This window comes from Halomonas sp. 3F2F, from assembly GCF_014897805.1.
GTDB lineage: Bacteria > Pseudomonadota > Gammaproteobacteria > Pseudomonadales > Halomonadaceae > Vreelandella.
The window spans coordinates 1-21,873 of record NZ_JABUZE010000035.1; the positions used below are offsets into that span (position 1 = coordinate 1).

Annotated in this window: 22 protein-coding genes and 2 pseudogenes; 9 read left to right on the top strand and 15 right to left on the bottom strand. The window is 52.1% G+C overall.

Translation table 11 applies throughout. The features are described 5' to 3' along the window. Nucleotides 1-34: 34 nt before the first annotated feature. From INT21_RS04495 to INT21_RS04515, 5 genes and pseudogenes are all read left to right on the top strand, one after another. Nucleotides 35-733 (top strand): annotated as a pseudogene (locus INT21_RS04495) (BCCT family transporter); the annotation flags it as partial. A gap of 47 nt (nt 734-780) precedes the next feature. Beyond that, entirely contained in the window at nt 781-927 is a 147-nt protein-coding gene (locus INT21_RS04500) for a hypothetical protein (protein ID WP_193061890.1), read from the top strand. Between the two features lie 192 nt (nt 928-1,119). Further along, entirely contained in the window at nt 1,120-2,469 is a 1,350-nt protein-coding gene (locus tag INT21_RS04505; protein ID WP_193061891.1) for an MFS transporter, read from the top strand. Nucleotides 2,470-2,483: 14 nt separating this feature from the next. Beyond that, nucleotides 2,484-2,999, top strand: coding sequence for a retropepsin-like aspartic protease family protein (locus INT21_RS04510; protein ID WP_193061892.1), 516 nt, complete (start codon nt 2,484-2,486; stop codon nt 2,997-2,999). Nucleotides 3,000-3,070: 71 nt separating this feature from the next. Continuing rightward, the gene (locus INT21_RS04515) at nt 3,071-3,250 is read left to right on the top strand and encodes a PLDc N-terminal domain-containing protein (RefSeq protein ID WP_089039806.1); all 180 of its coding nucleotides are present in this window, start codon (nt 3,071-3,073) and stop codon (nt 3,248-3,250) included. A 118-nt stretch (nt 3,251-3,368) separates the two neighbouring features. On the opposite strand, the gene INT21_RS20560 is transcribed toward INT21_RS04515, so the two are convergent. Then, entirely contained in the window at nt 3,369-3,491 is a 123-nt protein-coding gene (locus INT21_RS20560) for a hypothetical protein (RefSeq protein WP_264298822.1), read from the bottom strand. Between the two features lie 228 nt (nt 3,492-3,719). Here INT21_RS20560 and INT21_RS04520 point away from each other — a divergent pair, with 228 nt between their 5' ends. Both INT21_RS04520 and INT21_RS04525 read left to right on the top strand, forming a co-directional pair. Continuing rightward, complete coding sequence (locus tag INT21_RS04520) at nt 3,720-4,478, top strand: winged helix-turn-helix domain-containing protein (protein WP_038478158.1); 759 nt, start codon at nt 3,720-3,722, stop codon at nt 4,476-4,478. An 18-nt stretch (nt 4,479-4,496) separates the two neighbouring features. After that, nucleotides 4,497-6,092 carry an ATP-binding protein gene (locus tag INT21_RS04525; protein WP_193068052.1) on the top strand — a complete coding sequence of 532 codons (1,596 nt, stop codon included), beginning with the start codon at nt 4,497-4,499 and terminating at the stop codon, nt 6,090-6,092. Here INT21_RS04525 and INT21_RS04530 read toward each other — a convergent pair. Continuing rightward, complete coding sequence (locus tag INT21_RS04530) at nt 6,055-6,993, bottom strand: LysR family transcriptional regulator (protein WP_193061894.1); 939 nt, start codon at nt 6,991-6,993, stop codon at nt 6,055-6,057. The genes INT21_RS04525 and INT21_RS04530 overlap by 38 nt on opposite strands. 99 nt (nt 6,994-7,092) lie before the next feature. Between INT21_RS04530 and metE the strand changes: the two genes are divergently transcribed. After that, nucleotides 7,093-9,390, top strand: a complete 2,298-nt coding sequence (gene metE, locus INT21_RS04535) for a 5-methyltetrahydropteroyltriglutamate--homocysteine S-methyltransferase (RefSeq protein ID WP_193084881.1) — start codon at nt 7,093-7,095, stop codon at nt 9,388-9,390. A gap of 155 nt (nt 9,391-9,545) precedes the next feature. Here metE and ppk1 read toward each other — a convergent pair whose 3' ends face one another. Both ppk1 and hemB read right to left on the bottom strand, forming a co-directional pair. Further along, nucleotides 9,546-11,759, bottom strand: coding sequence for a polyphosphate kinase 1 (gene ppk1, locus INT21_RS04540; protein ID WP_089039802.1), 2,214 nt, complete (start codon nt 11,757-11,759; stop codon nt 9,546-9,548). A gap of 125 nt (nt 11,760-11,884) precedes the next feature. Further along, nucleotides 11,885-12,892, bottom strand: coding sequence for a porphobilinogen synthase (hemB, locus tag INT21_RS04545; protein ID WP_193061896.1), 1,008 nt, complete (start codon nt 12,890-12,892; stop codon nt 11,885-11,887). 208 nt (nt 12,893-13,100) lie between these two features. Between hemB and elbB the strand changes: the two genes are divergently transcribed. Beyond that, nucleotides 13,101-13,760 (top strand): isoprenoid biosynthesis glyoxalase ElbB, encoded by a 660-nt coding sequence (gene elbB, locus INT21_RS04550; RefSeq protein WP_089039800.1) that lies wholly within the window; start codon nt 13,101-13,103, stop codon nt 13,758-13,760. A gap of 126 nt (nt 13,761-13,886) precedes the next feature. Here elbB and tatC read toward each other — a convergent pair whose 3' ends face one another. The 11 genes and pseudogenes from tatC to hslV all read right to left on the bottom strand — a co-directional run bounded on the left by tatC (nt 13,887) and on the right by hslV (nt 21,698). Then, nucleotides 13,887-14,669 (bottom strand): twin-arginine translocase subunit TatC, encoded by a 783-nt coding sequence (gene tatC / locus INT21_RS04555; protein ID WP_193061897.1) that lies wholly within the window; start codon nt 14,667-14,669, stop codon nt 13,887-13,889. Further along, a complete protein-coding gene (locus INT21_RS20715) occupies nt 14,666-14,803 on the bottom strand; it encodes a pentapeptide repeat-containing protein (RefSeq protein ID WP_442311382.1) in 138 nt (45 codons plus the stop codon). Before INT21_RS20715 ends, tatC begins: the two co-directional genes overlap by 4 nt. 36 nt (nt 14,804-14,839) lie before the next feature. Then, a pseudogene (gene tatB / locus INT21_RS04560) lies at nt 14,840-15,229 on the bottom strand (Sec-independent protein translocase protein TatB); the annotation flags it as partial. Between the two features lie 3 nt (nt 15,230-15,232). Next, the gene (gene tatA, locus INT21_RS04565) at nt 15,233-15,517 is read right to left on the bottom strand and encodes a Sec-independent protein translocase subunit TatA (RefSeq protein WP_089039797.1); all 285 of its coding nucleotides are present in this window, start codon (nt 15,515-15,517) and stop codon (nt 15,233-15,235) included. Nucleotides 15,518-15,540: 23 nt separating this feature from the next. Then, a complete protein-coding gene (locus INT21_RS04570; RefSeq protein WP_038486243.1) occupies nt 15,541-15,897 on the bottom strand; it encodes a phosphoribosyl-ATP diphosphatase in 357 nt (118 codons plus the stop codon). A 96-nt stretch (nt 15,898-15,993) separates the two neighbouring features. Then, nucleotides 15,994-17,616: a ubiquinone biosynthesis regulatory protein kinase UbiB gene (gene ubiB / locus INT21_RS04575; protein WP_193061899.1), complete on the bottom strand. Its 1,623-nt coding sequence runs from the start codon at nt 17,614-17,616 to the stop codon at nt 15,994-15,996. Next, nucleotides 17,616-18,293, bottom strand: coding sequence for a ubiquinone biosynthesis accessory factor UbiJ (locus INT21_RS04580; RefSeq protein ID WP_193061900.1), 678 nt, complete (start codon nt 18,291-18,293; stop codon nt 17,616-17,618). Before INT21_RS04580 ends, ubiB begins: the two co-directional genes overlap by 1 nt. A 22-nt stretch (nt 18,294-18,315) precedes the next feature. After that, the gene (gene ubiE, locus INT21_RS04585; RefSeq protein ID WP_193061901.1) at nt 18,316-19,071 is read right to left on the bottom strand and encodes a bifunctional demethylmenaquinone methyltransferase/2-methoxy-6-polyprenyl-1,4-benzoquinol methylase UbiE; all 756 of its coding nucleotides are present in this window, start codon (nt 19,069-19,071) and stop codon (nt 18,316-18,318) included. Nucleotides 19,072-19,192: 121 nt separating this feature from the next. Beyond that, on the bottom strand, nt 19,193-19,594 hold the full coding sequence (locus tag INT21_RS04590; RefSeq protein WP_193061902.1) for a gamma-butyrobetaine hydroxylase-like domain-containing protein: 402 nt from the start codon (nt 19,592-19,594) through the stop codon (nt 19,193-19,195). Nucleotides 19,595-19,831: 237 nt separating this feature from the next. Next, on the bottom strand, nt 19,832-21,154 hold the full coding sequence (gene hslU / locus INT21_RS04595) for an ATP-dependent protease ATPase subunit HslU (protein ID WP_172421953.1): 1,323 nt from the start codon (nt 21,152-21,154) through the stop codon (nt 19,832-19,834). 10 nt (nt 21,155-21,164) lie between these two features. Beyond that, nucleotides 21,165-21,698, bottom strand: a complete 534-nt coding sequence (gene hslV, locus INT21_RS04600; protein ID WP_193061903.1) for an ATP-dependent protease subunit HslV — start codon at nt 21,696-21,698, stop codon at nt 21,165-21,167. Nucleotides 21,699-21,873: the final 175 nt, after the last annotated feature.

Here is a 21,873-nt window from a genome sequence, read left to right on the forward strand (position 1 = left end):
CCTACATACATTATGCACGAAAACTTTCGGTTAGGCACTTAGCTGGACCATTTTTTATTGGGCATGGGTCATTGCCTGGTCGCCGTTTGTGGGTACCTTTGTGGCGCGTGTTTCCCGCGGCCGCACGATCAAAGAGTATGTTTTTGGCGTACTGTTTGTGCCGCCACTATTAGCCTGTTTATGGATAGGTGTTTTTGGCGGTGCTGCGCTTAATTTGGAAATGTCGAGCAGTGATGCTGGATTGGCTGCCGCCACTGAAGCCAATATTACCGTGGCGTTGTTTGAGATGTTCGAGCTAATGCCCTTTACCGGTGCATTATCGGTAGTCGCCATGATGCTTATCTTCATTTTCCTGGTGACGTCGGCAGATTCTGCTTCCTACATCGTGGCGCAAATGACCGACAATGGCTCCATCAATCCGCCACTTTATAAGCGTATTATTTGGGGTGTCTTGATCGCCGCTATTTGTTTAACACTGATTGTGGCGGGTGGACTTTCTGGCCTGCAGTCAGCGGCGGTGCTTTCGGCATTACCGTTTACCTTTATTTTGTATATGATGATTGTAGTGCTGGTTCGTGAGCTGCGTGCTGATCGCAAGGCGATGCTAACGCAGCTATATCGTCGCCACGGGGAAACGCCGGTTGGTGCTGATGCGTTTGAAGCTGAGCAGTTAGGCGAGGAAGAACGCCTACGCCGTGCTCCAAGTGTCGTCAATCGCCGCATTAATAGTTAAATTATTCGCTGATTTATGGGGAATGCACACATGGATAAGGCGTGCTGATGGCCCGGCAAGGACACCACGGTGCCACGCGAAAACAGCCCAAAAGGGAGGTTTTTGATCGCTGGCTGGATCGAATCGTCACTGTTGCTGTTATAACAGCGATGGTGGTGGGTATTGCGGCCGTGGTAGCGCACTGGTTGCTATGATCCAGAAGGCCAAGGATGGCAAAAGCAACAATGTTCAGCGTATTACGCTCGGCTATGCCGAGCGTTTGCTTTTTTAAGGCCCCGTCCGCGGTTAAGCCGCTTTACTGAATAATCACCTGCCCTATTATCGTTATGAATTAGCTGTCGTTAATAGGGTAATGACGCTACTACACACTTTTTGAGAGAGCCTGCATGCTGACTGCTAACCCCGCCAAGGTTGCTCCCACCTACGCATCGCGACGTGAAATATTTGGTTGGGCAATGTTTGACTTTGCCAACCAGGCTTACACCTTGCTCATCATCACGGTCGTGTTTGGAGAACTGTTTACGACGGTAATCGTAGGTGATCGAGGCGATGGCTTTCGTCTAGCCAATTTTTTGTGGAGTCTCGCGCTAGCGTTGAGCTATCTAATGGTCGTATTAACTGCCCCGCTCTGCGGTGCCGTGATGGATTATCGAGCAGAAAAAAAACGCTTTTTATTAATCAGTTATCTCGCCACTGTGGCGACAACTGCCATGCTTTACTTTGTCGAGCCTGGTTACGTAGTCGTGGGGCTGCTGTTAATTATACTTTCAAACTATGCTTACTCGATGGGCGAGTCGTTTATTGCCGCTTTTCTACCGGAGCTAGGCCCTCCTGATGCGCTGGGTAAAATTTCTGGGTTTGGCTGGGCGCTTGGCTATATTGGTGGCCTTTTTGCCGCTGGTTTTACGCTGATGGTGCTAGGGGAGGCGACCGCCGATAACTTTGAACGCATACGTTGGGTAGGTCCTTTTGCAGCTGGCTTTTTCTTAGTAGCGGCGATTCCCACCTTCCTATGGATGAAAGAGCGAGGTGTGCCTCAACCCCATGCCGTTTCCTATCAACGTATTGCGTTACAGCGTGTTCGCTCAACATTTACTGAGCTGCGCTACTTTAAAGACTTAACTGTCTTTTTGGTGTCGCTGTTATTCTCAATGGCAGGTGTCTACATCATTATTGCGTTTGCTTTTATTTATGGTGCTCAGGTGATTGGCTGGGATGAGGGAGTGCGCAATATTATGTTTATTATTGTTCAAATAACGGCAGCGGCAGGCGCACTGGGATTTGGTTTTTTACAGGATAAATTGGGCGCCAAGCGCACGTATCAAATGACACTAGCGCTGTGGGTCATCGCTATTTTATCGATATGGGCGACGCCAGAGCTGACCGACTGGGTTAACAGCCGTTACGCCGTACAGTGGCAAGCACAGTACGTTTTTCTGGTGGTCGGTTGTCTGGCGGGTCTTAGTCTGGGGTCTAGCCAATCAGCTAGCCGGGCGCTGGTCGGCGTTTTTTCACCACTGGAGAAGTCTGCTGAGTTTTTTGGCTTCTGGGGGCTCGCTAATAAATTGGCCGGCGTGTTCGGGATTGTCATGCTGGGTGTTTTGCAAACGTTAATTGGTTTGCAAGCGTCTATCCTATTATGTGTAGGACTGTTTGTTATCGCGATGTTGATATGCGCTGGCGTGAATGAACAGCGTGGACGTGAGGCTGCACTTGCCTGGAAAAGGAGCGCTTAGTCTGGAGGTGGCGTATGAAAACCCTCGCTATGCAACGAGGTGGTATCGTCACAATGCTACTCTTTTGGGTGCTGCTATTGGCTGCTGGCACATGGCTATTAGATGGTGGTTTCGAGAAAGTAATGACGCCGAATGCCCATGTGATGTACGCCTCCGCCGATGACGGACCTGTCAATTTGACGCGTAATCGTGCTGGCCATTTTGAAGCGCCTGGGAAAATTAACGGGAAGCCGGTGACCTTCCTATTAGATACCGGGGCGACTTATGTTGCAGTGCCGCGCAACTTGGCTAGCGAGTTGGGGCTAAAGCCGGGACGCAGTGCTTGGTTTAATACCGCGAATGGTCGCGCAGAGGGCGCGCTGACACAGCTAGATGAGGTGGTGTTGGGCAACATACGTATGAATGGCGTACAAGGGTCTATAAGCCCTGGTATGGAAAACGATACCGTACTACTTGGCATGAGTTTTCTTAATTTATTGGTGATTGAAATACGTGGCGGGGAAATGGTGCTAAGCCTGCCTGCGGAGTGAATGTTACTTGTCTGTATCGAAACGGTGTGCTTAGCTAAAATTGATGGAAGCAAACCTGCTCAGGAGCAGTTATGGGCATTGAAGTAGGTGGATTACTAGGACTTATCTGGCTCATCATTGTTGTATGGGCCATTGTTAAAGTTGCTAAGAGTGCAGCAGGTGGGCTGGCAAAGCTGCTATGGATCTTGGCGCTATTGTTTTTTCCGTTAGTTGGACTGATCGCGTGGTTTCTATTTGGCCCCAAAGGGTAGCGAGCAACACGCTTTTTCTAAAAAATAAAGAGCGGACCACCTCTGTGGTCTGCCTTTTTAGTAACCTAGCGATCAGGCTACCTAACGGATCGTGAAACGGCTTATCACGCAAGCCGTTTTAGTCACTTGGTGGCGCTTTATAATGCCCCGGAATCGTCAGCTTCTCTCCATTAGGCAAATCGCGCACTTGAGTGGGTACGTAAACGCGCTTGATGACACTTTTTGTTTTGCTGATTCCCATAATGTCCTCCTTCTGCCAGATTATCGACAGTTAGCAACGCCACATTAGCGTTTGGCGGTGTAAGAATCAAGGTGTCTAGCAGGCGAACCATTACATAGGGTATGGGGAAAGAAGTAAGGGGGCAGGCGTTTGAACGGTTTTGAGGTATCCTGGAAGATATTGCAACCTGCGGTTACATAGGGTGAGCGGGTGATAACACAAACTGCCTAAGCGGAGTGAATATAAAGGATGGTAGACCACTTGGAACAGCAATTTCAGGCGCTTGGGGCTCAAGACGCCGCCACACTTGGCTATCCCGATCAAGATCACGTGTTGATTATTGAAGATGACCAGCGCTTGGCAGAGCTGACCCGCGAATATCTGGAGGCAAATGGCTTTCAAGTGACGCTAGAGGCGGATGGTGCAAAAGGCGTGGATCGTATTTTAACACTTCAGCCTGACTTGGTGATTTTGGACTTAATGTTACCGGGCGAAGATGGTTTGGCTATCTGCCGTCGTGTTAGGCCCAACTTTGCTGGTCCTATCATGATGCTAACGGCCCGCACGGATGATCTTGACCAGGTGCTGGGTTTGGAAATGGGGGCTGATGACTATGTTCCAAAACCGGTTCAACCCCGCGTCCTATTAGCACGTATGCGTGCGTTACTGCGTCGTGCCGATGCACCAGCGCCTGGTGGTGAGATGCGCCTGCGCTTCGAAAATCTAGAGATAGATAACGCAACGCGTGAAGCCTGGCTTTCCGGCGAGCGTATAGATCTTACCAGCGCGGAATTTGATCTGCTGTGGCTGTTGGCGAGCAACGCAGGGCGTGTATTAACCCGAGAAGAAATTTTCAATGAGCTGCGTGGCATTAAATACGATGGGCAGGATCGTTCAATTGACGTGCGGGTTTCACGTATTCGTCCCAAAGTAGGCGACGACCCTAACCAACCGCACCGGATCAAAACAGTGCGGAGCAAAGGCTATCTTTTTGTCAAAGACAGTTAACTAACAGAGGTTAACCGCATGCGGCGAGTGCTGGGCCACGGTTCTTTTTTAAGGTTTTATCTTCTGCTGGGGTTAGCACTATGCGTGGTATTTTTTATTGCATTGGGCGGGCGTTCTTTTATCGAGCAGATTCGTCGAGAAGATTATCGTGAACAGCTCGCCGCATTGCCGATGTCGTTAATGACGCAGCAGTTAGCGTCAAGTCCGGTGGCTGAAAGAGAAACCATGCTTGCCCGCTTTTCGGAACGGCTGGGTATGCAGCTCTCACTTAAGCGTATTGAAAGTGTGGGGCTTAACTACTTTGAACAAGCTCGCGTCGAGCGAGGCACGGTATTAGTTGCTGAAGAGCCCTGGCGGTTACGGCAACGCATACCCAACGATGAGTGGATGCTGGAAGCAACGTTTGCTGCCTGGAGCGAGCGCCAGTGGCAGGGCTGCATGATACTGCTCGGAGAGTGGCTTTCTAGCATGCCTCATGAGGCGAGGGCCGACGCCATCGCTTCGCTAGACGCGGGTGGCTGGCCACTTGTCCTGCTTTCAACGCCGCCCTCAGACCTTACTCCAGAACAGCAGTTTCAACTCGCTCAGGGAGGCGTGCTGACGCGGCTGGTGTCGGATAAGCTCTCGCTGATCCTGCTTTACCGGGTGCCTGGTGATAATCAGTGGTTGCAAGCGGGGCCGACCTCTCGTGGTGATACGCTGCCGGTCAATTTGCACTTACCTTTGTTGGTAGGCTTGATGGTCGTGCTTAGCCTGATTATTTACTTAATTATGCGCAGCATTGAATCGCGTATGGCGCGTTTAGAGCTTGCTGCGACTAGAATCGCTAGCGGGCGCTTAGAAACCCGGGTGAAAGTGGAAAGCGGAGACTTTTTAGGCCGCTTGGGTATGGCATTCAATGGGATGGCGAATCAAGTTCAGAGCTTGTTAAGAGGCCAGCAAGAGATGATTCGTGCGGTCTCTCATGAATTACGCACGCCGGTGGCCCGTATACGGTTTGCGGTGCAAATGGTCGAAGATATGACCGACCAACCTGCGATTCGCCGTCAGCTTCAGGGGATTGATGCTGATATTGCCGAACTAGACGAATTGGTAGACGAAATTCTCACCTATGCTCGCCTGGGGGGGGAGTCGAACAATGGCGTTGAATTAGAAATGGCGTTGGTTGAGTGCCGGGCAATGGCTGAGCGAGTCATCGACACGCTGTCACCTTTGCACCAAAGCTTATCGTTAACGCTGGATGGTAGTGCTGAAGTTGAGTTATACGCCGAACCTCGCTATTTACAACGAGCGTTGCAGAACCTTGTCAGCAATGCCTGTCGCTATGGCAAGTCGCAAGTAGTGATTCGCCTATGGGATGAGCCTCACCTTGTACGTATTGATATTGAGGATGATGGGCCCGGCATACCACCCGAAGCGCGTAGCGATATCTTCAAGCCGTTTGCCAGACTTGACGACAGTCGAGCCCGTAGCTCTGGGGGCTACGGGCTAGGTTTATCTATTGTGCAAAAAATTATCGCAGGCCATGGCGGTAGCGTCACTGTTGATACCAGCCCTACACTGGGCGGCGCGCGCTTTACGTTGCTGATTCCTCGTCGCGAGTTGCCGGTTTAATACCTGACAGCACCGCAAATGACGTCTCTTTAGCGGTGCGCAAAAAATCCTGCATCCAAGGCGCTTCTATATTTTCCTCCCGAATGGCAGCATAAAGTGTGCTCCAAATGCCGTTCTCGCCCAGTTTTACGGCGCTAACGTAATCCCGCTCTAAATACTCGGTGAGCGCCCAGTTGGGTAGCGCGCAGACGCCTCTACCGCTGGCAACAAGCTGCATCATCATGATGGTGAGCTCTGCGGTGCGAATTTCCTGTGGTCGTACATTGGCGGGAGACAAAAACTGGGTAAACACATCTAGCCGGGAGTGTTCGACTGGGTAGGTGATTAGCGTCTCCTCGGCTAACGCTTGTGGTTCGATAAATGGTCGGCCGGCAAAGGCATGCTGTCGAGCAACCGCTAGTAGTCCCTCATAACGAAACAGCGGCACGTAGTGAACCCCTTCCAGTGGCTGAGGATCGGCGGTAATCACCAAGTCTAACTGCTCTCTAGCAAGGGCAGGGAGTGGGTCGAAGTGGTGACCGCTGGGGATATCGATTTCCACCTCTGGCCAATGGTCGCGAAAATAATCCACCGTTGGCATCAGCCACTGGAAACAGCTGTGGCACTCGATCGCCATGTGTAATCGTCCCTGTTCGGTACCTGCTAAGCGAGCTAAGTCGCGCTCAGCTTTACGCACCTCAGGCAAAATCTCATCCGCCAGGGCCAATAGGCGAAGACCCGCCCGAGTGAATTCTACTGGGCGCGTTTTACGTACAAACAGCGCGCTGTCAACGCGACCTTCCAAGTCTTTTAGCTGATGGGAAAGTGCCGACTGCGTTAGGTGAACCCGCTCAGCAGCCTCCACTAAAGAACCGGTTTCCCGGAGGGCAAGCAGCGTGCGCAGGTGGCGTAATTCAATCATTGTGAGTATTTTTCATGATTAATATTAAAAACTTTAGTTTGATTCATCTTTGTAGGGTGAGCAGACTGTGCGAAATCATTCACGTTGAAAGGTTTCATCATGACAGTTTCTCATATTCTCGGCTATCCCCGAATTGGCGCTCAGCGCGAACTTAAAAAAGCCACCGAAGCCTATTGGAAAGGAGACATCACACGGGGAGACCTTGAAGCAACAGGTCAGGCGCTCAGGCTTTCTCATTGGCAGACCCAACAAAACGCGGGCCTCGACTTTATCAGTGTTGGCGATTTTGCATTTTACGACCAGGTACTTAATGTTTCCGTCATGCTGGGAGCGGTGCCCGCGCGTTTTAATGCCCAGCACGAAGTTAGCGCAGGCAACGTTGATTTGGATACCGCGTTTCGCATGGCCCGTGGCCGTGCCCCTAGCGGGACACCCGCAGCTGCTTGCGAAATGACCAAGTACTTTGATACCAACTACCACTACTTAGTACCTGAGCTGCATGAGGGGCAGACGTTTACGCTAGCGTCTGACCGCTTATTTAATGAAGTAGATGAAGCTTTACAGGCGGGCTTTACGCCGAAAGTGACGCTAACCGGCCCGCTTACTTGGCTATGGCTGGGTAAGACTAAAGGTAGTGAGTTTGACCGGCTGAGCCTGTTAGACAGCGTACTGGATGTGTATAGCGAAATTCTGGCACGCTTAGCCACTCAAGGTATTGAGTGGGTGCAGCTTGACGAGCCTGCTCTGGTGCAAGACTTGCCGTTGGCGTGGCAGCAAGCGTATGAGCGCGCCTATCATCGCCTGCAATCGGCGCCGCTGAAGCTACTCGTTGCCAGTTACTTTGGTGCGCTGGGTGATAACCTTTCGCTAACCACTCGCCTGCCAGTGGCTGGGTTGCATATTGATGCTGTGCGTGCGCCGGGCCAGGTAGAGAGCGTGATTGATCGTTTAAGCCCTCATCAAGTGCTCTCAATTGGCTTAGTCGATGGCCGTAATATCTGGCGTGCTGATTTGGCAGCCCTACGTGAGCGTTTGCTGCCCTTAAAAGTGCGTTTAGGGCAGCGGTTATGGCTGGCGCCCAGCTGCTCGTTGCTGCACGTGCCGGTAGACTTATCCCAAGAAACCGAGCTAGAGAGCGAGCTGGTCGGCTGGTTAGCATTTGCCCGGCAAAAACTGGATGAGGTGGTGACCCTCGCTCGGCTCATTGATAATCGCACAACGCCTGTCGATGAACAGCGGGTGAGCGAAGCAACGTATGCTTTGGATAAGCGTCGGGAATCAACCCGAATTCATCAGCCTGCTGTCAGCTCACGTCTAGCAGCAATAACGGCTCAAGATAGCCAACGCCAATCACCTTATGTTGCCCGCGCAGCAGCACAGCGCAGAGCGCTTGCGTTACCGCTGTTTCCCACCACCACCATTGGTTCTTTTCCGCAAACAGGTGAGATACGCGCTGCTCGTCGGGCATTTAAAGCCGGTGAACTGGGCCAAACGGATTATGAAGCCCGCATGCGAGAAGAAATTGCCTTCGTCGTAGAGCGCCAGCAAGCACTAGGTCTTGATGTGCCTGTCCATGGTGAGGCTGAACGTAATGACATGGTGGAGTACTTTGGTGAGCAGTTAGAAGGCTTTGCCTTTACGCGCTTTGGCTGGGTACAAAGTTATGGCTCTCGTTGTGTGAAACCGCCGATTATTTTTGGTGATGTCACCCGCCCAGAGCCAATGACAGTGAAGTGGAGCGAATATGCCCAATCGCTCACGGATAAGCCCATGAAAGGCATGCTGACAGGGCCTGTGACGATTTTGCAGTGGTCGTTTGTGCGTGATGATCAACCCCGCGCAACCACCTGCCGCCAGATCGCCCTGGCGCTGCGTGACGAAGTATTAGATTTGGAAAAAGCCGGTATTCGGATCATTCAAATTGATGAGCCCGCGCTACGTGAAGGCTTACCGCTGCGTCAGCACGAGTGGCAGTCCTATTTAGATTGGGCGGTAGAAAGCTACCAGCTAAGCGCTGCTGGCGTTAAGGATAGCACCCAAATTCATACCCATATGTGCTATTCGGAGTTCAACGACATCATTGGTGCCATCGCTGCACTAGACGCGGATGTGATTACTATTGAAACGTCGCGTTCCGATATGGAGTTGCTGGACGCTTTCCAGGATTTTGCATACCCGAACGAAATTGGGCCAGGGGTTTATGATATCCACACGCCCAATATTCCGGATGTTGCGTGGATGGTGGCGCTGATGGAAAAAGCGCTGGAGAAAATCCCTGCCGAGCGGCTGTGGGTGAACCCAGACTGTGGTCTAAAAACCCGTGGTTGGGCAGAAGTAGAGCCTGCATTGGCGAATATGGTGGAAGCGGCCAATCAACTACGTCAGCGTTATGCGTAATTAACGGATCACCCGCTAGACAAGTAAGTAAGGGTGATAAAAGTTAATTCTGAGCATAGGTAGTTCTAAATATAGGTAGTTCTGAACACAGCTATTTGTCATTTAAGCCCCGCTGCAACAGGCAGCGGGGCTTACTGTTTCTCTAGCGGTGATAGCTAGCTTTTAGAGGCGTAGGCATAGAGCAGTGTTTCCTGGGCGCTGATCGGGTCGCCATTGCCAGGGCTCTGCAGTTGATAGCTGCCGTCGCTTTGTAGTAGCCAGCTTTGGCAGTTATCGACCAGATAGGTTTCCAAATCTTTACGTACTCGGGTGGCCAGCTTTTTATCCAATAGCGGGAAACAGGTTTCTACGCGATGGAACATATTGCGTGACATAAAATCAGCGCTTGAACACCACGTTTCTGGCTTGCCGTCATTGTGGAAGTGGAAAACACGGGTATGTTCTAAAAAGCGCCCAATAATCGACCGCACGCGGATATTCTCTGAAACACCCTCGATACCGGGTTTCAAACAGCACATGCCGCGAATGATTAGGTCGCACTCTACGCCTGCTTGCGAGGCGCGATAAAGCGCTTTGATAAGCTTGGGCTCTGTTAACGAATTACACTTAATAATGATATGCCCACGCTTACCTTTAAGCGCCACCTGAGCTTCACGGTCAATCATTTCGACTAAGCGCTCGTGAAGCGTAAAGGGGGCGTGGAGCAGGGTATCGATCTTGCGCGCGCGGCCCATGCCAGAAAGCTGCTGGAACACTTTATGCACGTCCGCGCATAGCGCTGTATTGGCAGTCAGCAAGCTGTAATCGGTATATAGTTTGGCGGTTTTAGAGTGGTAGTTGCCGGTACCTAAATGTGCGTAGTGGCGCAGCTCGCCCTTCTCACGTCGCACGATATGCAGCATTTTGGCGTGGGTTTTATAGGCCATGATGCCGTAAATCACGATGGCACCGGCTTCTTGCAGGCGTGATGCTAACTGAAGATTGTCGGCCTCATCGAAACGCGCCCGCAGCTCGATAACAACGGTAACTTCTTTGCCTTGGCTAGCGGCATCGACCAGAGCACTCACTATCGTTGAGTCTGCGCCTGTACGGTACAGCGTCTGCTTGATTGCCAGTACGTCCGGATCACGTGCAGCCTCGCGCAGTAAATCTTCGATAGGTGAAAAGGACTGGAACGGGTGGTGAAGCAGAATATCGCTTTTGGCAATAGCGCTAAACAGGCTGCCACCTTTTAATGCTTTTGGCACGCTAGGTGAGTAAGGGCGGTAGAGTAGCTCTGGTCGGTCGACATCGCCGAGAACCGCCATCATGCGGGTCAAATTTACCGGCCCTTGAACACGGTATAAATCGCTGCTTTCTAGCTCAAACTGGCGCAGCAAGAAACTGATCAAGTCATCTGGACAATTATCAGCGACTTCAAGGCGAACACCGCTGCCATAGCGACGGGCTAATAGCTCGCCACGTAGCGCTGAGGCCAAGTCTGAGACCTCTTCTGGGTCGACGGTCATATCGGCATTGCGGGTCAGCCGGAACTGATAACAACCGCGCACACGCATGCCGGGGAAGAGTTCCTCTGCATGTGCGTGAATCATCGACGATAAGAAAATATACTCGGAGAAGCCTTCTGCACATAGCGCTTTAGGCAGCGCCATCAAACGAGGCAGTGAGCGGGGTGCTGGCAGTATTGCCATACCGCCAGCCCGGCCAAAGGCGTCCTTTCCCTCTAGCTCAACAATGAAGTTGAGGCTTTTATTAACCAAACGCGGGAACGGGTGGGAAGGATCTAAGCCAATGGGGCTGATGACCGGCATGATCTCGTTATCAAAAAAATCTTTCACCCAGGCTTTTTGCTCGTCGGTCCACTGATCGCGACGACGAAAGCGTAATCCCTGAGCTTCCAGCGCGGGCAGCAGTGTTTCGTTCAATATTTGATATTGGCGGGCAATTTGCTGATGCGCGATATCCGAAATTTCTGCCAACACAGCCTTGGGTAAGCGGCCATCAGCGGCGGTGGTATCGTCGCCTAGTGCCATTTGGTGTTTAAGCCCGGCGACTCTTATCTCAAAAAACTCATCCATGTTGGATGAAAAGATCAGCAGAAACATCAGCCGGTTAAGTAGCGGATGCGCATCGTCCAGGGCTTGTTCAAGCACCCGGATATTGAATTGCAGATGAGAAAGCTCGCGATTGAAGTAGAGCTGCGGATCGTCAAGATCCGCCTCCAAATGAGACTCTTTCGCGTGAACTCCGGTGGGGGTACGATTGATGCGCAATGGCAAAGCTTCTCCCTCGCCACTTACTGTCTCGTTTGCAGCGTTCGTTGACTCGCTAGAAAATACTGGCGTGGAATCTGCTGATTGATCGTCCATGGTTGCCCCCCCGGTGGTGGTTCATACTCATCATAGCGTGATAATTGCTGTTGATAGGAGTATGCCGGGAAAAGATGACAAACTAGTGTCACTGGTTTGTCATCTTTACGGACTGATCTACTAAACTAACGCTGCAATAAGCGTGCTGCTTCTAACGCAAAATAGGTTAAAATTCCATCAGCTCCTGCGCGCTTGAAGCACATCAGTGACTCAAGAATCACCGGTTCGGCCTCAAGCCAGCCGTTATCGAAAGCAGCGCGATGCATGGCGTATTCACCGCTGACTTGGTAGGCAAATGTCGGTACTTGGAGTTCGCTTTTTACACGGCGTACGATATCCAAGTAAGGCATACCGGGTTTCACCATCACCATATCGGCGCCTTCGGCGATATCCATAGCCACTTCATGCAGCGCTTCATCGCTATTGGCAGGATCCATCTGATAGGTGCGTTTATCTGCTTTGCCAAGGTTAGTGGCAGACCCGACTGCATCACGGAAGGGGCCGTAATACTTAGAGGCATACTTAGCGCTATACGCCATAATACGCACATTATGCAGGTGTTCTTGCTCTAACACTTGGCGGATGGCGCCGATGCGGCCATCCATCATATCGGAGGGGGCTACGACATCGGCGCCTGCTTCGGCGTGAGAGAGCGCTTGTTTGAGCAGCGTATCCACTGTGCGGTCATTTTGCACATAGCCGTGCTCATCAAGAATGCCGTCCTGCCCGTGGCTAGTATAGGGGTCAAGGGCGACATCGGTAATAATGCCAAGCTCTGGTAGTGCTTCTTTTAGCGCCCGCACACTACGCTGGACAAGACCATTCGAGTTGTAAGCCTCTTCTGCTAACTCGCTTTTTTGCTCAGCGCCGACAACGGGGAAGAGAGCTAAGGCAGGAATACCCAGCGCGTAGGCCTCACGTGCCTGCTCTATCAGCAGGTCGATGGAAAGACGCTCAACACCGGGCATTGAGGCAATTGCTTCGCGTTGATTTTCGCCTTCCAGTACAAAAACCGGCAAAATCAAATCACTGGGTGTTAGCGTCGACTCCTGCATTAAGCGACGGGAGAAATCGTCGCGACGCATACGGCGAAGTCGGGTAGCAGGGAAGTGACGGGGAGCAGAGGTGTTCAACGGCTTTCTCCAAACAATCGCATAGTCAATCGAATAGTAGGTGCCTTAAAAGGCCTAACGTGAGTATATCAGTCCTGCACTGCAGCGAAAGCAGGCTTGTGGTAGCTGGCTTGTAGTGGCTTTATAGACTGACTAAAGTGAGCCACTCAGCGACGCTAAGTGGCGACGATTTAACAGCGATAATAAGCGCTACGATAAGGAGATAAGCATGACCAAACAGGTAGCAATCGTATTAGCAGGCTGCGGCGTTTTTGATGGTTCTGAAATCTATGAAACAACGCTAACGCTGCTGCGCCTTGATCAGTTGGGGATTGGCTATCGCTGCTTTGCGCCAGATGTCGCTCAGCATCATGTGATTAACCACTTAACCCAAGAGCCTGTTGAGGGTGAGCAGCGCAATGTGTTGCAGGAGTCTGCGCGCCTTGCCCGGGGTGATATTAGCCCGATTACTGAGCTAGATGCTGACGACTTTGATGCGGTCATTGTTCCTGGTGGCTTTGGTGTCGCTAAAAACCTGTCTGATTTTGCCGACAAGGGCGACAGTATGCAGGTACTTGAGAGCGTAAAAGAGGCGCTGGTAGGCTTTAAGGAAGAGGCAAAACCCATTGGCCTGATGTGTATTTCTCCTGTTTTGGTCCCGCGCCTACTTGGCGAAGGGGTGGCCGTGACCATTGGTCATGATCCGAGTGTTTCTGGCGCCATTAGTGCGATGGGTGGCCTGCACCGCAGCTGTGGCGTAGAAGACATTGTGGTGGATCATGAGCACCGGGTGGTAACGACGCCTGCTTATATGCTGGCGACCCGTATCAGTGAGGCCGCAACAGGTATCTTTAAGTTGGTAGACCGCATTGATGAAATGATGGGCTAATATTTTCTAGGTAATCGGCTATGCGTATGAGGGGCAAAAAGCCTCTCGTATGAAGAGTAAAAAGCCTCTGTCATGCTCCCATGGCAGAGGCTTTTTTTGAGCGGTGTATCGCCTTTAATAGTGCTTTTAGGTCTCTTGTTCCTCAGCGTCATCCGCCTTTGCCTTACGGCGTACCAACCGGCCAAACAGTAGGCCCACCTCATAAAGTAGATACATCGGTATCGCTAACAGGCTTTGAGAAATAATGTCGGGAGGGGTAAGCAGCATGCCCACCACAAAGCAGCCTAAAATAATGTAGGGGCGCTTTTTAGAAAGGCTTTCGACCGTGGTCGCACCAGACAGGATCAACAGAAATGTTGCGATGGGGATTTCAAACGCAACACCAAAGGCGAAAAACAGCTTCAGTACAAAGTTCAGATACTGATTAATATCGGTCATTACCGCCACGTTTTCCGGCCCGGTCTGGGTGAAAAACTCAAAGAGCAGCGGAAAAACCACGTAATAAGCGAAGGCCGCCCCAGCGTAAAATAGCGCTATGCTGGAGACCAGAATGGGTATCGCCAGCGCTTTTTCGTTATCGTAAAGCCCAGGTGCTACAAACGCCCATGCTTGGTGCAGTACGAAGGGGATAGCGATAAAGACGGCGACTACCAGGGTTAGTTTGAAGGGCGCCAAGAAGGGCGAGGCTACCTCGGTGGCGATCATCTGTGAGCCTTCTGGCAACAGTGCCATTAATGGCTCAGCCACAAAGCTGTAGATGTCATTAGCAAAGGCATAAAGGCCAAGAAATATGACTAATACAACCACGACCGCTTTCATAAGCCGCGAGCGTAGTTCGATCAGGTGCTCAATAAGAGGCGCTTGGCCTTGGTCTTTACGTGGCTCCTGGGAATCGCCAGACATGCTCATTGGTGATTACTATCCTTTGTAAGATCTGCCTTTGTAAGATCCGCCTTTGTAAGATCCGCTTTTTTAATATCGGCATTTTCCACATCCGCTTGCTTAGCATTATTGCTAGGCTCACTCTTGCCGCTAGGATTCACCGCGCGCAGTTCATCGGTAGCACGTTGATGAGACGTTGAGGAAGAGGCTGCTGGCGTGTCTTCGCGTACTGTTTGCAGGGCATCATCTAGCCGAGCACTCGCGTTGGCAACCCGCTGCTCGGTCTCGTTTTGGGTCGCTTGTGCCGAAGTGCTGGAAGAAGAGGGGGCGTCGGCAATGCTCTCAACATCCTGCTTGGCTTTTTTGAGACTGTCATCGAGCTTTTTCTGCTGCTCGTTGAGCTTTTGACGCAGCTCCTCTGCTTCCAACTGAGCGCTGATTTCGCGCTGCATACCGGATACCGTACGCTTGATTTTGCCAATCCACATGCCTGCAGTGCGAGCGGCTCTAGGCAGGCGCTCTGGGCCAAGCACCAGAAGCCCGACGATACCAATCAGCATCAGTTCAAGAAAGCCGATATCCAGCATGGGTTATTTGCGCTCTTCGTTACGTTCTGTGGGGCGTTCTTCGGCGGCACGCTTCTCTTCTGCTTGAACATCATAGGTGTTACCAGCCTCTTCGTGGCTTACCTTCGCCTGAGGTTGGTCAGCATCCTTTTTGTCGCCGTCTTTCTCTTCTTCGTTAATGGCCTTCTTAAAGCCTTTGACTGCACCGCCTAAGTCGGTGCCCACATTACGCAGTTTCTTAGTGCCGAAAATTAGGATGATAATGCCCAGAACAATCAGCAACTGCCAAATACTGATACCACCTAACATATGCATTTCCTCATCAGTGCAGGTTAACGTTGTGTGCGGGACGCTTTTTCGTCATGACCAGAAATACCAAACCGCCGTGCTAGCTCATCTAAAACGCGCTGATGATCCAGTTCAAGGTGCGACAGCATCACCAAACTATGAAACCACAGGTCAGCGGTTTCAGCGATCACAGCTTGATGCGCCTGTTCGCCGCCGTGCTCGGCATCTTTAGCAGCCAAAATTGTTTCGGTCGCCTCTTCGCCGACTTTTTCGAGTATCTTGTTCAAACCCTTATGATGCAAGGAGGCAACATAAGAATCTTCTGCACAAGCATGTCGACGCTGCTTTAAGACCTCCGCGAGTGCATCTAGCACCTGCGTCGTCTGGGTAGAATCAGTCATAGGCATCCTTTTATCAATCATCACAGCGCTTTCGCCAAAGATCAGTGCTTTCGCCAAGGGCGACACTGAGACGCTTTATCTTACTGCCAGAATGTTTCATTGCCATAGCAGCAGCAACAAACCTACTCCCGCAGCTACTAAGACAGGCCACTCTTGAGCCGATGCCCAGCTGCTCAGCGGCTGCCAAGCCAGGGCAATAGCAAGCAAGATAAGGCCGATACGCAGTCGGTAATGACGCTTATGCTGGCGCGTCAGTTGCTGCTGAACGTCACTAATTGAGGCCACTTGCTGATGACGCTGGCGGTGTTCATGCTCCATTCGACTCAGCGCTTGATGCGCTAGCACGGGTAGCTCAGGCAACTGATGAGAAAGCTCCGGCGCTTGGCGTTTGAGCGATTCCCAAAGGCCGCCGATACCAGCGCGCTGTTTCATCCACTTTTCTAGATATGGTTTCGCAGTGCTCCACAGATCCAGTTCAGGGTAAAGCTGACGACCCAGTCCTTCGATGTTAAGCAGCGTTTTTTGCAACAATACTAACTGTGGCTGTACTTCCATATTAAAGCGTCGTGCTGTTTGAAACAGTCCTAACAGCACCTGCCCAAACGAAATATCTTTTAGCGGCTTTTCAAGAATGGGCTCGCATACGGTACGAATAGCGGCTGCAAACTCGTTAGCGCGCGTGTTTTCGCCCACCCAGCCGGACTCAATATGTAACGCCGCTACTTCGTAATAATCTTGATGGAAAAAGGCCAGCAGGTTGCGCGCTAGGTAGTCTTGATCTTCTCGGGTAAGGCTCCCCACGATGCCGCAGTCGATGGCGATATACTGTGGATCTTCAGGATCATCGCAGTTAACAAAGATATTGCCGGGGTGCATATCGGCATGGAAGAAGTTATCTCGGAAGACCTGGGTGAAGAAGATTTCTACGCCGCGTTCAGCCAGCTTCTTAAGGTTGGTTCCACGCGCCTTGAGGGTGTCTAAATCAGCCACAGGCACGCCGCGAATGCGCTCCTGAACCATGACATGGCGGCGGGTGTATGACCAATAGATTGTCGGTACAAACAGCAGCGGTGAGTCTTTGAAGTTACGTTTAAGTTGCGATGTGTTTGCCGCTTCTTTGTAGAGATCAAGTTCGTCAAATAAGGTGGCTTCGTAATCACGAATCACTTCTACGGGGCGTAAGCGTTTCGCGTCAGGCACTTTACCCAGCAACTTAGCGATTTGATACATCAGCGCCATATCTTGGCGCATAATGCGCTCGATGCCGGGGCGAATAATTTTGACGACGACATCTTCACCGCTATGCAGCGTTGCCGCATGCACCTGGGCAATCGATGCTGACGCTAAAGGCACTCGGTCAAAGGCGGCAAATGCCTCTACAAGCGACATTTCAAGCTCTTTTTCGACCCGTGCAGCGGCTAGTTCGCCGGGGAAGGGCGGCACTTGGTCTTGCAGCCGTTTTAATTCATCGGCGATGTCTTCGGGCAATAGGTCTCGACGGGTCGAGAGCATTTGGCCAAATTTAATAAAAATCGGCCCCAGCGCTTCCAAGGCCAGGCGCAGTCGCTCGCCGCGACTGCGCTGCCCGACAGGAAACAGTTTTAGAGGCGAAAGCGTCATTAAGGCACGTAGCCAGAACGGTAGCCGCTCAACGGGTATCAACGTATCCAAGCGATGGCGAGCCACTATCCAAGAGATCTTCAATAACCGCAGGCTCATCAGTGCGGCTCCTCGAGGTGTGGCTGCTTGTTTGGCGACTGGCTGGCCGTCAACTGTGTCAAACGCTTATGCAGGCGATTGAGCTTGGCTTCCAGGCGGTCGGTGGAGATCTCTAGTTCGGTCAAATGATCGCGGAGCACATCGCGCTGTTGGCGGCCGGGGAGTATGCGGGCTTCTTCAAATACGTATTCAGAAACGTCTTGCAGCAGCTCATCTTTCGCTCTTAGCCCCCAGCGCGCGGCGCGTCGGACACCTTCGGCCAGTGAATGAGCGGGCATATCTCCCAGCCAGCGAGCTAGCTCGCCTTCCCAGTCGATATCCAGATCAAAGAGTAGGTCTCGGGTGGCTTCCAGAAGGTGGATGCGGCCACGCACAGAAAGCTTGCCATCAAACATCAACCGCTCAATGGAGGAGCCACTTAACCACTCAGAGAGTGTTTCAGGAGTGAGTTCGACGATGGCATCGACGTCAGTTTCGTCTAAATCATCGCCACGCAGCAGATCAATACCTGCATGGTGGTAGTGCAGCACCAGCTGAAGGTGAGGCTTTTCAAGCCTTACCAGTAGTCGACTTCCTGCTAACGCGGACAAACGCGCAGGCGCAGCCGGATCACGGGCAAGCAAGGCGTTCAACGTGCGTTCACATCCGGCCAGCAACAGGGTCGGGGTGACTAGCATGCTGACCTCATTGTCGGTGAGTTCATAATTTAATGCCGCGGTGAAGGGCAACGATGCCGCCGGTCAGGTTGGTATATTCAACCCGATCAAGCCCTGCCGTTTCCATCATGCCTTTCAGGGTTTCCTGGTCGGGATGCATGCGAATAGATTCGGCGAGGTAGCGATAACTCTCACCGTCCCCGGCTACTAGTTCGCCCATTTTAGGCAGCAGGCGGAAGGAGTACTCATCGTAGGCTTTCGACAGCAGCGCACTATTTGGCTTTGAAAACTCCAGCACTAGCAACCGTCCGCCGGGCTTTAGCACGCGTGTCATAGAGCGCAGTGCAGCGTCTTTGTCGGTGACGTTACGCAGTCCGAAGGCAATCGTAATGCAGTCAAAACTGTTGTCCGGAAATGGCAGGCACTCGGCGTTGGCTTGTACAAACTCAACGTTACCTCCGACGCCATTATCCATCAGTTTGTCGCGGCCAACGTTGAGCATAGAGGCGTTAATGTCGGCCAATACCACTTTGCCACGCGGGCCAACCAAGCGAGAGAACTTGAGCGTTAAATCGCCAGTGCCGCCAGCAATATCCAGCACGTGGTGCCCAGGACGAACACCTGCGCGCTCAATAGCAAGGCGCTTCCAGATGCGGTGGATGCCCATAGACATCAAGTCATTCATGATGTCATAGCGCGCGGCTACCGAGTGAAAGACATCGGCAACACGAGACGCTTTCTCGTCAACCGCGACTTCCTGGTAACCAAAATGGGTGGTGCGTTTTTCAGAGGGGCTCATGGGGCTCTAGCTCCCGAGTTCGAGGCGGTAATAATCGACCAAAAGGTCGTCGCAATAAATGGTTAGCGACATTGTAGCCTTCTCACCCCCAGCTTGTCTGCGCTTCAACTGAGGTCAAGCGTCACAGCTGTTTGAATTGGATACCAGTTGGTTCGCGGGAGGCGCCAGCCTCTTCTAGGCGTTGTAGGTAGTTTTGCCAATACTCTGTTTGATGCTGAGCTAAGTCGTAAAGATAGTTCCAGCTGTAAAGGCCGCTGTCGTGGCCGTCGTCAAAGTGCAATTTCAGAGCGTAATTACCTGCTTGGGTAATGTTTTGCAGGCCGACATCTTTTTTACCCACTTGCAGTACGGCAGTATCGCCGCCGTGGCCACGCACTTCGGCTGAAGGTGAGTAGACCCGTAAAAATTCGACAGGCAGCCGAAAGTTTTCACCCGTGGCGTAGCCAAGTTCTAGTTCGCGAGCCTGTTTATGGTAGTGAACCCGCGTTGGGGTGGGGGCATTCGTAGAAGTAGGGGCATTCATGGATGACGTCACCTTTAACGATACTGAGCTAAAGCGGATTGACCGACTATTTGCGCTTTAGCAAATGCGTGAAGGCAAGCGCCACGGCTAACGTTTGATCGACAGGGCGTCGATCGAGCACGGGCAACAGGGATGTTGTTCGCGTGCGTAACGTTAGACGCAGCGCAGCCTGAACAGCAGCATTTGCGAGCGTAAAAAGCGGGCAAGCTGCTGCGGGCTATACCGATATAAGCGCGTTTACAAAATATAGCGCGATAGGTCTTCGTCTACTGCTAGCTCACCCAGTTGGGCATTGACGTAATCGGCATCGATGACCAGCGGGCTATCCATGTCGCCGCCTTTGAAGGAGGCTTCTTCAAGCAGTCGTTCCAGCACTGTATGTAAACGGCGAGCACCAATATTCTCGGTGCCTTCGTTTACTTGCCAGGAAATTTCGGCAATACGCTCGATACCGTCTGGAGTGAACTCGATATCCAACCCTTCGGTAGCCAGCAGTGCTTGATACTGCTTAGTGAGCGAGGCGGAGGGCTCGGTGAGAATCCGCTGGAAATCGCCGGGGGTCAGCGCATCCAGCTCAACACGGATCGGCAAGCGTCCTTGTAGCTCTGGAATAAGGTCCGAGGGACGCGATAGGTGGAAGGCACCCGAGGCAATAAACAGGATATGATCGGTTTTGACCATGCCGTATTTGGTTGACACGGTAGAGCCTTCGATTAACGGCAGCAGATCACGCTGAACGCCTTCGCGGGAGACTTCGCCACCGCTAGACTGGCCGCTACCCTTGGCAACTTTGTCGATTTCATCCAAGAAGACAATCCCATGCTGCTCGACGGCTTCGACAGCGCGAGCTTTGATCTCTTCTTCATTGACCAGCTTGCCCGCTTCTTCATCGCGCAGCAGAACCAGTGCTTCTTTGACCGTTACACGGCGCTGTTCGCGCTTTTGCTGGCCCATGTTGGAGAACAGGCTCTGTAGCTGGTTGGTCATCTCCTCCATGCCTGGCGGCGTCATTATGTCGATGCCTTGCCCGTGGGAGGAAACTTCGATATCGATCTCTTTATCATCCAGTTGGCCTTCCCGAAGCTTTTTGCGGAAGGTTTGACGCGTACCACTATCTTCCCGAGGCTTATCTTCCTGACCGCGGGGCGGTGGTAGCAGTGCATCTAGAACGCGATCTTCAGCGGCATCTTCAGCGCGATGGCCGACTTCTTCCTTCGCGTATTCACGCACCATTTTGATGGCGGCTTCCATCAAGTCGCGAATAATCGACTCAACGTCTCGGCCTACATAGCCCACTTCGGTAAATTTAGTCGCCTCGACCTTGATGAAGGGCGCTCTGGCTAGCTTGGCGAGGCGGCGAGCAATTTCAGTTTTACCCACGCCGGTAGGGCCAATCATCAGAATATTCTTTGGAGTCACTTCCGGGCGCAACTCATCGTCTAGTTGCATGCGACGCCAGCGGTTACGCAGGGCAATGGCCACGGCGCGCTTGGCATCTTGTTGACCAATGATGTATTGATCCAGGGCGTGGACGATTTCGCGGGGTGTCATCTGAGTCATAAAAAGGGCCTCAACGGTCGTTGATGTTCAGCTCTTCGAGCGTCACGTGGTGATTGGTAAATACGCAGATGTCGCCGGCGATTTCGAGAGACTTTTCAGTGATTTCACGAGCAGAAAGCTCGGTGTTTTCCAATAGTGCGCGGGCACTTGCTTGGGCAAAGTTGCCGCCAGAGCCAATAGCAATAATGCCGCGTTCAGGCTCAACCACATCACCGTTACCGGTAATAATCAGCGAGGCACTGTGGTCCGCCACGGCCAGTAGCGCTTCCAGGCGGCGCAGCGCTCGATCGGTGCGCCAATCTTTGGCCAACTCAACCGCTGCTTTGGTGAGGTGTCCTTGGTGTTTTTCTAACTGCGCTTCAAAACGCTCAAACAGGGTGAAGGCATCGGCGGTGCCGCCAGCAAAACCAGCGAGTACTTTGCCACGATACAGGCGGCGTACTTTACTCGCGTTGCCTTTCATTACGGTGTTGCCCAGTGATACTTGGCCGTCGCCTGCAAGGGCAACCTGATTACCGCGGCGTACGGATACAATAGTGGTCATGGAGATAACTCCTTGGGGGAGACACATGCTCCCGATGACTGATCGGCCATTTTAAAAGACCGTATAAAAAGCGATTCACAACAAAATGCGGGCGGCTGATAAAAAATCAACCGCCCGCTAAATAAAGCTGTTAGATAAACTGTTTTTTTAACGGGGCTTATGACGATGAAAGCCT